We start from the raw sequence: 13259 nt of genomic DNA on the forward strand, positions 1-13259 counted from the left end.
CCTAACTGGTATAAAGGTGTTCTAAATGAAAGTAATAATAATTGGTGGATTTCTTGGAAGTGGAAAAACAACTACGCTGCTCAGCCTTGGCAGACATATGGTGGAAAAAGGCCACAGAATTGCTATAATAGTAAATGAGATCGGAGAAGTGGGAGTCGATGGAGAGACCTTGTCGGGTTCCGGTCTAATTGCAAAGGAACTGACAAGTGGATGTATCTGCTGTACACTGAGGATCAGTATGGAATACACATTGCAGACTCTTGAAGAGGAGTATGATCCTGACGTGCTTATCATCGAGCCTACAGGCATTGCTCTTCCTTTGCAGATCAAAGAGCATGTGGCTTTAATGGGATTGCCTGATCTTTCATTTGCACCTGTAGTTACAATTGTGGATGCTAGCAGGTTCAATATGGAACTTTCGCAGATACCGAAGTTTATCCTCACACAGATAGAGGAAGCTGAGATTCTATGTGTGAACAAGATCGATCTTGTGAACAAAAAAACACTAGCTGATATCACAGGTAGGCTGATGGATGCAAATCCGGATGCATTAATTGTGGAATTTTCTGCCAGGAGGGCTGATGCACAGTTTATGAGGTTCATAGACCTGCTGGCAGGTGAAGGTACTGCCCGCCAAAGCGGTGAAAACAGGAATTCCATTGAGCTTTCCCAGGTGTCCAGTTATTCTGGCAAATATTCCCTTGATACTCATGGGCTTGGTAGGGATGATATGGCTTCCATGGTCCTAAAAGTGCTTGAAGAAGTAAAGGGACAGATTGAATCGATCAATCCTGCATTTATAGGTCATGTAAAGATCTCTTTGAGTTTGGGGAAGGATCTTGTCAAGGGTAGTCTTACATCTTCCCAGGGGCAGCCGCTGGTAGAGATACTTGAAAGCTCAGGACAGGATCATGAGCAGCTAAAGTTCCTTTCAGCAGTAACACAGGTAAGTAAACCAGATTTAATGAACATAATTGATTCTGCCATCCGTAACAACCTGGAAAGAGCTCATGTGAGCTATGAATCTGTAAATCAGAGCAATAATCTTATTCGCATAACTGGCAATAAACCTTGAAAGTATTATCTACTATTCTCTTTTAATTTTTGTTACATTATCTTCTCTGGGAAACAAAATCGGAAAGCATTATAAGTCTATAGGTTATATTATATATTAGTAAAAGTTCAATTTTTGCTTAGAAGGGATGGTATCTTGGGCATAAAAATAGGTGACATAGTTGCAGTAGAATATGTTGGTACTCTCGATAACGGGGGAATTTTCGATAGCTCTGAAAAGGGCGGTCCTCTGGAATTTAAGGTTGGAGGCGGCCAGGTATTACAAGGTTTTGAAGATGCTGTCTTGGGTATGGAAATAGGGGAAAAGAAGAACATAAGGCTTGAACCATCTCAGGGTTATGGTGAATATAGCAAGAATTTAGTAGAAACTATTCCCAGATCTTCTATCCCCAATAATGAGAAGCTGACAGAGGATACAATGCTGCTGGTAAGCCTGCCTGACGGTTCTAAAATACCAGCCTCTATAACAGCTATTACTGAGGAAACAGTTACATTGGACATGAATCATCCTCTGGCGGGTGAAGTGCTCCATTTTGAAATAAAGGTTGTGGGGATTAACTAACCTTTTTTTTAATTTAGTTACACATTATCATATTTCTATTTTCCATTAGTGCGGCATATTTATCTGATATGAGGAATTATGGTTTGACCTGATCTGGTCTACATTCGTATTAACTATCTGAAACTAGTATCAGATGTTATTTTGTTATTGGCGGTATTTAAGAATGAAAACTATTGAAAAAGCTGAATCTAGAATTCTTGATAGGTATGAAATACCTATAATTTTTTCATTCTTTGTCCTTCTCGTTGTACTAAAAGCAATTTTAGTTGTTCCGTTTAAAACTCCATGGATACTCGCAGATGAAATTATATACTCTAAGCTTTCTCAAAGTATTTTGGATTTTATTTTTGTAATTGACCTTAAAGATGCTCAAATGTATCCACCTGGCTATTCAGTTTTCTTATCTGTTGCTAATCTTTTTTCTCCAGATAAACAAGCACTATATCATAATATGTTACTTGTGAATAGTTTCTTGTCTTCTTCAATTATTTTTCCTGCTTACTTCTTATTGAAAAAATATACTTCTAAGTTTCAGGCTCTATGTGGGTCTTTAGTAATATCTACAATTCCAAGTGTTGTGACATACACTTTCGTAGTGATGAGTGAGAACCTTTTTGTGCCGCTTGTATTATACTCTGTTTGGTTTGTCTATGAATCCTTTGAGAACAATAAAATACAATGGAATATTCTGGCAGGCTTCTCAATCTTCTACCTTTATTTTACAAGGGAAACAGGGATAGTTTTCATTATTTCCTTATTTATTTCGCTCATCTATTTTGTTTGGAACGCAGAGCGGGAAGATAGGTTTAATATTTTAAAAAATAAGGTAGCTCTTGTTTTTTCCTCTGTTTTGCCAACAATTGGCTGGTTATTATATAAAGCATCAGAACTTTCTAAAGGCTCACTATATGATACTACAGGTTATTCATCTGTCTTGATGGATAGTTTCTCTAAGACAGAAACACTTGAGTTATTTGTTCGTTTATTACTCAATGAGGTTGGATACATTGTCATCTCTGCATACATTATCTTTTTCATAATGTGTGTCTTATTCATTTCAGACTCCATCTTTAAGTTAAGGTTAGTGGGATTATCTGAATATCTTACAAAATTTGGTTCCAAAAATACAATTGCATTGAACTCAAGCATTGTATATTTTATTAGCTTTAGTGCAGGATTACTGCTAATTACAGTTGCACATATGAAAAGATATATTTGCAATCCTGATAATTTCATTCTCGGGCGCTATATAGACTCGATCATACCTGTTGTATTCTTATTTGGACTGATCGGAATAGCATTTTTGCAGATGAAATCTAGTGATGTTGGCACAAAGTGGAAATACAAAACACTGACTTTTTCCAGTATCCTGGTTCTTCCCTTCCTTTATTATTTGCCCCACACTAATTATGCTTTCCCAAGTATGTTTGGTATTTATTACGTTATTTATCTGCAACAATACATGAGTTACTTGTTGGTGCTGATTCTATTTGCATTCTTTTTCGTACTCGTACCTTTGTTTTTACTGAAGGGCATACCTAATGGTAAACCTCTTACTTTGTTTTTTATGTTTTTTGTTCTCCTATCGATTTCTCTTTCCATACCTACCTATGAAAAACAGCTTGAAAATATGGGAAATACATACAACGTGAATCAAATTGGCAGATACTTGGAACACAACAGTTCAGATACAACTCTGATTTTAATGGATCACGAGAACTTTGGTGAATATTGGGGCCCTCAGATGTGGTTCCTGACTCAATACTGGTCAAATGGTGAAATGGTTCAACGTTTTACAAATAAAGATAAATCTGGAGTTGCAACCCACGAAAATCTCACTGACATAAATTACATTATCTCTAAGAAGTTGTTACCTTATGATTGCGTAAAGACAGCAAATAATGGATACAAATTATATGATCTCAATGTATCCTCACAAATAGCCTCAAGTCTCACACTTCCATATATTATAGATATTGGAAAGAATGATTCAGATATAACTGAAGGTTTTTATGAATCAGAACTGGGAGAAAATAGATGGACAACCAATTTATCAAAAATAAAAATAGAATATGGTAGACATCAGGGTCAATTCCTCCTGGAAATAATGATGAATGCACCAAGGCCACAAACAGATGCGGCAAATGTTACATTTTACATAAATGGAAATTTAATCGGTTCTATAGAGGAAATAATCGGAACAACAAATTATTCTGTTGCGGTGTCTGAAAGTTATTTGGAAGAAAAGTATCAGATTCTGGAGATCCGAACTAACACCTGGAACCCAAGTGAAGACGGATATGTTGATGACCCCAGAGATCTTGGTATTCAGGTCGATTGGATAAAGATCGATTCTTTATCCAATGAAACGATGGACTGATAGCAGCTAGAGTCTCATGTTTAATAAGTAGCCCCTTCTGAATTGGTATTCAAATGGCGGGCCAGTAAAGCTAGTTTCCGTTATAAGTTGTTAATAAAGGTCCCTAATACACATGTATTTCTTTACTCTCAAAATCTTTTCTACACGCTCTTAAGTTGAGTAAATATCAAATACCAGAATTGCCATAGTGATATTTATATTCGGTGTATTATATTGGTCCATAAAAAAAATTACTTTGATCAGGAAGTCATAAAAAAGATAAGCTATTTGTTGCCAATTGCCATTTTTGCGGTTTCATTATGGCTCTTGAACAGGCAGCTTCATTCTCTTCAATTAGATGAGATTCTGAAGAGTTTTACAAGCATTGAGCCATCAAGCGTGCTACTGGCATCTATGTTTACATTTTTGAGTTATATTGCCCTTATAAGCTATGATTTTCTGGCCATGAGATATATAGGTCAATCTATTTCATATAAAGAAATACTTCATTCCTCTTTCACAAGTACTTCTATTAGTTATAGTATTGGTTTTAATCCTTTCACAGGCAGCTCATTACGCTATAGATTATATTCTGCTTATGGGCTCACATTGCTTCAAATAAGTAAGATCATTAATTTTTGTAGCACAACTTTCTGGCTTGGAGTATGTTTTGTAGGAGGTTTTCTGTTAACCTTCTATCCAATTGATCTACAGTCGTCCCTTTCTTTCTATGAGCTATTTCTAAAGACGCTGGGAGTTTGTTTACTACTTTTCCTTGCTATTTATCTGGCTTTTTGCCTGCAGCAAAAGAGTCTAAGGATAAAAGGGTATGAGATTCGATTCCCCAACATAAAAATTACATTTATACAAATTCTTCTGTCATCATTCGATACTATATTTGCAGGCAGTGCATTGTATTTTCTACTATCTGGTAACGAGGACATCTCGTTTCCATATGTTATAGCAATTTTCGTAGTAGCACAGACTATTGCATATATAAGTACAGTTCCAGGTGGGCTGGGAGTTTTCGAAGCTATCATGCTCTTTGCACTTGCTCCCCATATAGCCCTTGATGCTATTGTTTTTGCTCTTGTGATGTTCAGGATTGTGTATTATTTTACCCCCTTAATGGTAGGATTGATTATTCTCTCATATCGAGAATTCAATTCAAGAAGAGAGATACTAATAAATTTGCAGAAAACAACATATATTACGCTTTCTGCCTTTACACCACAAATATCTGCTGTGCTCATATTTTTTGCAGGAATGGTGCTTCTTTTCTCAGAAGCACTGCCTGCTCAGATGGAAGGCATGCGTGTAATAGCTAACATAATTCCTTTATCTTTGATCGAGTCTTCCAGCTTGCTTAGCAGTATGATAGGTGTCTTGCTCCTTATCCTGGCGAATGGACTATGGAAGAGGATCGATGGAGCATATCTTCTATCAGTAGTAATATTGTTCCTCGGAAGTATTTTCTCCATTCTTAAAGGTTTGAACTACATAGAATCAGGTATCCTATTTGCCATATTTTTACTTCTATTGCCTCAAAGGAAGCATTTTTACAGGAAATCTTCACTGCTGAATCAGTCATTTAGCAGAGACAATATTATTGCTATTGCTGTTGTTGTTCTGAGTTTCATATGGCTTGGTTTATTTACGAATGAACATGTAGAGTATTCAGAAGAACTATTGTGGCAGTTTGGAACCAATATGCATGTTTCCAGGTTCCTCAGGTCAGTTGTAGGAATATCTATTGTATTAACTATTTTTGGAGTAATGAGATTGCTTGGTGGTTCCAGCAAGGATCTCAAATTACCGGATAAAGAAGAAATGGCTGCTGTTAAGGAAATCATAAAGAAAAGTACCGACACTAATGGAAATCTTGCTTTTCTTGAAGATAAGTATGTATTGTTCAATGAGATGAAAAATACATTCATTATGTATGGGATATCTGGAAAAAGCTGGATATGCATGGGCGATCCAATAGGCAGTAGTAAAAATGTAAAAGAACTTATATGGGATTTCCATGAAATGTCGAATCTGCATCAAGGGTGGACAGTATTTTATGAAATAAGCGAGAAATATATTCCTTACTACCTGGATATCGGTCTGACGTTGATTAAGATCGGTGAAGAGGCAAGAGTCAAGCTTTCGGAGTTCAGTCTTGAGGGAAGTGCTGGAAAAGATTTCCGTTACTCTGTAAAACGTATGGAAAAAGACGGTTACCATTTTGAGATGATGCAGCCTGAAGATGTCCCTGCTCATCTTGAAGAGCTTAAAAGTATATCGGATGCCTGGTTGGAAATTAAGAACACTAAAGAAAAGAGTTTCTCTCTGGGCTCCTTTAACCCCGATTATCTGGTGAATTTCCCACTTGCAATAATCAAGAAAGGTGATCAAATAGCCGCTTTTGCAAATGTCTGGATGGTGGACAATAAAGAAGAAATGGCTATCGACCTTATGCGTTATGATCCAAATATCTCGAACACTACTATGGAATATCTCTTTACCAAGCTCATGCTCTGGGGAAAGGAAAATGGGTTCAACTATTTCTCATTAGGCATGTCCCCGCTCTCTGGACTTGAGAACAGGGCACTAGCGCCTTTGTGGAACAAGCTTGGCTCTACTATTTTCACACATGGTGAATATTTCTATAACTTCAAGGGACTCCGGGCATACAAAGAAAAATTTAATCCTATCTGGGAGCCCCGCTATATAGCTCTGCCAAAGGGAATAAAACAGATGTTTATCCTAAAAGATATTGCTCTGTTAATCTCAGGCGGAACGAAAGAGATATTTACGAAATGAGGATTATAAGACTCTTGATGAGAAATCATGTACACAGAAATATCCTTTTCTACTTGATAGTCAATAGTCTATTTATTTTAATGGTTTTCTTTGTCATCGTTCAAGGTCAGCATTTAGAGCCTCTTTCGACTGATTATCCGGATATTGCAACAAATGCCCAAAATCATCTTCTTGCATACGAAGATCTGGGGACGGTCATAACTAAAAATATAATCAATAACTTGGATCATCCCCTCAGCCTTATGTTTTTACAGATAGCTATCATAGTGTTGATGGCCCGATTATTTGGATTCTTTTTTTCTAAGATTGGTCAGCCATCTGTTATAGGTGAAATGACAGCAGGAATTATCCTAGGACCTTCGGTCTTGGGTATGTGCTGGCCACAGTTGAGCAGTTTTTTGTTCAGCCCTGCTTCATTAGGCTGGCTGGAAACACTTAGTAACCTGGGTCTGGTCTTGTTTGTGTTTATTATTGGCTTGGAGCTTGATTCTAATTTGCTGAAAAATAAAGCACAGACAGCTCTTGTAGTAAGTCACGCAAGCATTGTGGCCCCTTTCTTTTTAGGAGTCTGCCTGGCATACTTTTTGTATACTGGATTTGCGCCAAAAGGAGTCTCTTTCCTCTCTTTTAGTCTCTTCATGGGAATTGCTATGAGCTTAACAGCTTTTCCTGTACTGGCCAGAATAATTCAGGAACGCAGACTAACACAATCCTCTCTAGGCACGCTGGCACTGACCTGTGCTGCAGCTGATGATGTCACTGCATGGTGCTTGCTTGCGGCTGTTGTGAGTATAATCAGGGCCGAAACAATAATGACTTTCATTGCTACAGTTGTGCTTTCTGTATTGTACATTTTGTTTATGCTTTACTTTGTACGCCCGTTCCTGCAACGTTTAGGTGATATTTATGTTGGTAAAGCACACGTGAGTAAAGGGTTTATTACAGTGCTGTTTATCGTGTTATTCTTATCAGCTTTTGCCACTGAGACAATTGGCATCCACGCTCTTTTCGGAGCATTCTTAGCGGGAGTTATCATGCCAGCACAAAATGATTTCAGGCTGTCTTTTATTTCCCGCATAGAAGATGTGAGCCTGGTGATATTGTTACCTCTTTTCTTTGCGATCACTGGCCTTAAGACTCAATTGGGTCTGCTAAATGCAGTTCATCTGTGGTTTATCTGTGGTTTAATTATTCTGGTAGCAGTGATGGGGAAGTTTGGTGGCAGTGCAGTAGCAGCCCGTTTTACTGGACAGTCATGGGCTGACTCTTTGGCCTTGGGAGCGCTGATGAATACACGAGGATTAATCGAATTGGTTATTCTAACTATAGGATATGATCTAGGGATTTTGACTCCAATTGTCTTTACCATGATGGTCATTATGGCTCTGGTGACTACATTCATGACCCGTCCTATGCTGTGGGTCATAGGACACTTTTTTCCGAATGCAGATCTAAAGGGTAGCTAAAAATGAAGTGTGGGAATGGCAGTTCAATAATGAATAGTATAATTGAATAGTGGAGAGTCTGATGTCAGACAACCTTCTTAGAATGTTTATTCCTCAATGGCAGGGTTCCGGTAATACTAATGATATTTATTTCAGTGCAATGGAGATATATGATCTCTACCTAAAAGATAATGAGTTCATATCGATAGATGTCTCTCATGATGAAGGATCGGGAATAAATAAGGGCATTCTGGGATTAGATGCTATAGTTACTAACCTTGAAAGGATTAAAGATGTGCTAAACATTAAGAATCCCAAGAAGATATTTTCTATAGGTGGAGATTGTGGAATTGAATTAGGCCCGGTTTCTTATCTTAACAAAGTTTACAATCAAGATCTGGCAGTAATATGGTTTGACGCACACGGGGATCTGAATACATCTTTGAGCTCTCCAAGCGGCCACTTTCATGGGATGCCACTAAGGTGTTTGCTGGGAGAGGGAGAAGAACATATTCTCAGGCACTGTTTCTCTTATATCTGTCCAGATCAGGTTATCCTTGCAGGAGTTCGGGAATTAGATCCTGCTGAAGAAGAATATATCAATAATAACAATGTCAGCACTGTATCGACAGATCAGATAATAAATTCCAATGATATTATTGCTGATCTAATCCGGTCAAAAGGTTTCAGGAACGTATATGTGCACGTGGATCTGGATGTGCTTGATGCCAAGTGCTTTCCTTATTCAAAATGTCCTGTAGTTGGAGGCATAAGCAAGCAGCATTTACTGGAACAATTGCACATGATCAATGATGGTTTTAACATAGTTGGTTTTAGTATAGTTGAATATCTATCCATCGACAGCAACGGAAAATACGAAATTCAGAGTTTAGTTGATTTTGGGTTCAGGATAAAATAGTATTTTAGAGCATGTATTATATCATTTTGTTCTGAAGAGCAAAACCCAGATTATCGGCAATTTCAGTAAAAATATCTATTTCTTCCTTATCGTGAGCTAGATTCCGAGGGACTAAAGCCGCAATTACACCATAGATGTTTCCCTCATGTTGCAACTTGCTGATCATTGCATCCATATCTTCTGATAAACAAGAATAATTACATTCACCATTATCAGCATCCGGTTGCTTGAGAACTACCGTTCTCTCGTTTTTAAGAGCTAGTTTCACACACAAGGGGAGTTTTTTCTGATCCAATTTTTCGTGTATGACTTTACATAGGTTTTGAGTACCTGAAGCTGCAGTAAATCTAACAGAGTTATTTTCATCAATCAATGCTATCCATGCATTATGATATCCAAGTGTTTCTGTCAGAACATTGCATGCTTGCTGAATAAGGCAATATGGATCCTTTTCCTGCACGATCATTTGGTTAAGCTTCCGGATGCCTGAAAGTACCTGTTTAAGATGCTGTTCCCGTGCTTCAGTTTGTTTAAGTGTTGTTACATCTTTGAAAAAACAGAACAAACCTGATCCTGTTTTTTCGGAGTAAGTTGCACTTACTTCAAGATCTAATACTTTACCATCCTTTGTACGGTGCTTTGATGTGTAATGGTCCTTTCCTAATTCAATGAGCTTGCAGAGATGAGCAGCAACTTCCTCATAACTCTTATCGCATTTTATATCTGAAATATTCATGCTAAGCAGTTCTTCGCGCGTGTAGCCACTCATCGTGCAGTATGCTTCGTTTGTTTCCAGGATATTTCCATCTACACTCATGTACAGATAACCATCAAAAGATGTTTCAATAATGGATCTCTTAAATTCCCCATAATTTTGTAATGTTTTACCCGTTTTTTTGGTTGTTGAAATATCCATGCCAAAAACTGCAAGTCTCTCTACTTTCTCATCTTTGTTAAATATGGGATAGATGGAACATTGAACAACAAATCCTTCACGCTCATCTTCAAAATGTGTAGGTTTGCCTTCTGCTATTACCTTATCTGCCATTTTTTTACGATATTCTGCTACTTCATAAGGCAAAAAATCGTATGCATTTTTTCCTTTGAGTGTCTCTAAATTTGTTTTCAGGTGATAAGTTGCAACTTCATTTGCATCAAGGACAACACCTGAACTATCGATGATCATTAAAAACTCGGTGGAGAAGCTAAGTGTAGATTTCAGATCTTTGCCACTTTCTTCCAATAACCTAATATCCTCTTTGAGTTCGGTGATATCCTGAATGATCCCGATCAGCCCGGTTGTTTTCCCAGATGAATCAGTAAAAGTGGTTTTGTGAAAGATCACTTCTCTTTTTGTTCTATTGGCAAGCTGTATTTCCCACTCATATATTTGTTTTCCAGGCGCTTCAAAAAGTGCTCGGTCCATGCTTTCGTATTTTTCTGCAAATTCCTTAGACCAAGTGCCTGCTAAGGTCCTGCCAATGATTTCTTTTTTTGTCTTGCCAATAAAGTTTTCAAATGCCTTATTGCAACCAAGATAGTTTCCTGAAATGTCTTTATAAAACACCGGTAGGGGAATCGTATCTAGAAATACAGATAAAAACTCAGATTGAAAGCCCATTCCAGCGCCTGCATAGCTATTCATAACATTCCTACAGCTTTCAAGCAGGGAAGCTTCATATTGCAGCTGAGGCTTTCTTTTAGTTTTCATAAGATTCCTCAAATTTCAAAGTCTAACCTTGGCCAAAGAGGATAAGATATTTAAATCTTATTTCTGCTTTGAAGTAGTTTCCATCTTTTATCTACTGCATGTCCTATCATGTGGATTAATTATCAAGGACTTCGATCAACCTTTTGTTTCCAGCGATTGTTTATAAACAGTATATATGGTGATTTTCAAATGCCGGGTTTTTCGAAATCCCCTATCAAAAAAGTAATAGCCATGATAATTTTAGGATTAGTTATTAATATCTTAGATATAGAAAAGTATTTGGGAGTGATAGAATGACAAATGGCAATATAATCGAACTAAATGATTCTAATTGGGAAGAAATGCTATCAAACCAGGAAAAACCTATGGTGGTTATGTTCTATCTGCCAGCTTGCCCACACTGCAAACAGATAGAACCATATTTCAGGGAATATGCAGCCCAGTTCAAAGATTCCTGCACTTTTATCATGATGAATGGTCTGGATAGTTCCATAACAGCTATGAGGTATGGTGTCAGGTCAGCTCCTACATTCAAGTTCTTTTGTAGAGGCAAAGCTATCAAGGAAGCAGTAGGACTGGTATATCCATCGCTGCTCAAGGCAGCCATAAAAGAACTCATCGAACATGGGAATGAATGTGTATTGCACAGCACACCGATGCCTGATGAAATATCTCCTTATGAATAAGCTGGGAGGTATAAAGCCTCATTTTTTTATTTTGTTGAATTTACCCATTTTGTAGTCGTATATAACCGGATCTCCAGTACTTAATTCAAACTTAGGGATATCCTCGTCTGATATGCCTTCTATGTATTTTATCACTGAGCGCAAACTGTTCCCATGGGCTACAACGATCACATCTTTATCTTTTTCAAGGAAGGGTATTATGTTATTCTTGAAATATGGTATTGTCCTTTCATACGTATCTTTAAGACTTTCTCCATCTGGAGGTGCAACATCGAAGCTCCTTCTCCAGATAAAGACCTGCTCCTCTCCGTAAACTTCACGGGCCTGTTGTTTGTTCTGTCCCTGAAGTTTTCCATAATACCGTTCATTCAAAGCCTCGCTGGAATATATGGGCATTTCAGTATCATCAAAGCGCATGGGATGATGGGACCAATTGTCTCTTTTCAAGTCATCATGCAGAAATATGCCTGTCTTTTTCTGACACGATAATATCAGGAACAATGTAGTTTGTGCTCTTGTGAGCTTGGATGTAAAAGCCACATCAAATTCAAAAGATTCCAGATGTTTTGCACAGTCGATTGCTTCCCTTATGCCCTTTTCACTCAACGGAACATCGACCCAGCCTGCAAATCTGTTTTCCAGGTTCCAGCGTGATTCTCCATGTCTTACAAGCACAAGAATGCTCATTCCATTTCACCTTTTAATGATTGACATACTTTTGATTTAAATATATTCATGGCAAAGAAAACAAAGGTCTATAAAATCAATGGCATATGACTTCAAAATTATTCGTAGCTTAAACAAGTGATTTATAGGTATGAATCAATATTTATAACCAAAGTGGTATCATGACAGCAAATAATCGATCGCTAATAAATTGTATTCCGTTAATGTTGGCCATATTTTTCATTATGGCCTCATCAGGGTGCACGACCCCTCAGGCACAGGACGTGCTTAAAGGTAATATATCATTTGAAGAACAAAATGTTTCATTTTCAAATGCAACAGCTTATGTGACAATTGAAGATGTAAGCATTGCAGATTCTCCCTCTATAGTTGTGGAAGAGCAGATTATATCAGGTCTATCTGTTAACGGCACAAGCAATACATTCCAGTATGCACTTTCAACAAGTAAATTGGAAGAAGCAAAGACCTATTCAATGTCTGTGCATATAGATGTAGATGGTGATGGAAATGTTTCACAGGCTGATTACATTACAACTCAGAACTACCCATTGACTTTGGCCTCAAAAACTTTGGACGTAGTAGTGCAGAAAGTCTCAGAGGATGGTACAGTGGCTAAAGTATTCACCGAGGAGCAGAATGGAACTTCATCAGATTTGAAGATTGGAGAACTTGCTGCTATAAGATTGGAAGAGAACCCTACGACAGGGTATTCTTGGAACATGAGCTTTACAGATGGTCTGAAAGTGGTAAAGGATGAATATATTTCATCAGCACAGGCAGGAGTTGTAGGGGCTGGCGGTGTTCACGAATGGACCATCCAAGCCAGTAATGCAGGCCAGTATAATGTTTCAGGAATTTACAAAAGATCATGGGAAAACATCACCGGAGATGAGGATACTTTTAATTTGACATTAAATGTAAATCCTTGAAACCATTAATTATGGCATGAGAATATGATGCAATCTACGCTGCCTGAAGCATCTTCAGGCTTATTTTTTTTTATTTCTT

10 protein-coding genes are annotated in these 13259 nt (G+C 37.6%); 8 read left to right on the top strand and 2 right to left on the bottom strand.

The annotated features are described in order from the left end of the window. Positions 1-25: 25 nt before the first annotated feature. The 6 genes from ACC612_RS04345 (at position 26) to ACC612_RS04370 (ending at position 9167) form a co-directional block, all read left to right on the top strand. Positions 26-1075, top strand: a complete 1050-nt coding sequence (locus tag ACC612_RS04345; RefSeq protein ID WP_371853246.1) for a GTP-binding protein — start codon at positions 26-28, stop codon at positions 1073-1075. A gap of 135 nt (positions 1076-1210) precedes the next feature. Continuing rightward, on the top strand, positions 1211-1636 hold the full coding sequence (locus tag ACC612_RS04350) for a peptidylprolyl isomerase (RefSeq protein WP_371853247.1): 426 nt from the start codon (positions 1211-1213) through the stop codon (positions 1634-1636). 163 nt (positions 1637-1799) lie between these two features. Beyond that, positions 1800-4016 (top strand): glycosyltransferase family 39 protein, encoded by a 2217-nt coding sequence (locus ACC612_RS04355; RefSeq protein WP_371853248.1) that lies wholly within the window; start codon positions 1800-1802, stop codon positions 4014-4016. A gap of 213 nt (positions 4017-4229) precedes the next feature. Then, complete coding sequence (gene mprF / locus ACC612_RS04360) at positions 4230-6803, top strand: bifunctional lysylphosphatidylglycerol flippase/synthetase MprF (protein WP_371853249.1); 2574 nt, start codon at positions 4230-4232, stop codon at positions 6801-6803. 17 nt (positions 6804-6820) lie between these two features. Continuing rightward, on the top strand, positions 6821-8269 hold the full coding sequence (locus ACC612_RS04365; protein ID WP_371853250.1) for a cation:proton antiporter: 1449 nt from the start codon (positions 6821-6823) through the stop codon (positions 8267-8269). Positions 8270-8330: 61 nt separating this feature from the next. Further along, complete coding sequence (locus ACC612_RS04370) at positions 8331-9167, top strand: arginase family protein (protein ID WP_371853252.1); 837 nt, start codon at positions 8331-8333, stop codon at positions 9165-9167. A gap of 16 nt (positions 9168-9183) precedes the next feature. Here the strand turns inward: ACC612_RS04370 and ACC612_RS04375 are convergent, their stop codons facing one another. Next, on the bottom strand, positions 9184-10878 hold the full coding sequence (locus ACC612_RS04375) for a PAS domain S-box protein (protein ID WP_371853253.1): 1695 nt from the start codon (positions 10876-10878) through the stop codon (positions 9184-9186). A 293-nt stretch (positions 10879-11171) separates the two neighbouring features. Here ACC612_RS04375 and ACC612_RS04380 point away from each other — a divergent pair, with 293 nt between their 5' ends. Beyond that, positions 11172-11564, top strand: coding sequence for a thioredoxin family protein (locus tag ACC612_RS04380; RefSeq protein WP_371853254.1), 393 nt, complete (start codon positions 11172-11174; stop codon positions 11562-11564). Positions 11565-11582: 18 nt separating this feature from the next. On the opposite strand, the gene ACC612_RS04385 is transcribed toward ACC612_RS04380, so the two are convergent. Further along, positions 11583-12251, bottom strand: a complete 669-nt coding sequence (locus ACC612_RS04385; RefSeq protein WP_371853255.1) for a histidine phosphatase family protein — start codon at positions 12249-12251, stop codon at positions 11583-11585. A gap of 161 nt (positions 12252-12412) precedes the next feature. Here ACC612_RS04385 and ACC612_RS04390 point away from each other — a divergent pair, with 161 nt between their 5' ends. After that, complete coding sequence (locus tag ACC612_RS04390) at positions 12413-13180, top strand: protease inhibitor I42 family protein (RefSeq protein ID WP_371853256.1); 768 nt, start codon at positions 12413-12415, stop codon at positions 13178-13180. Positions 13181-13259 lie beyond the last annotated feature (79 nt).

It is taken from the genome of Methanomethylovorans sp. (assembly GCF_041447285.1).
Taxonomy (GTDB): domain Archaea; phylum Halobacteriota; class Methanosarcinia; order Methanosarcinales; family Methanosarcinaceae; genus Methanomethylovorans.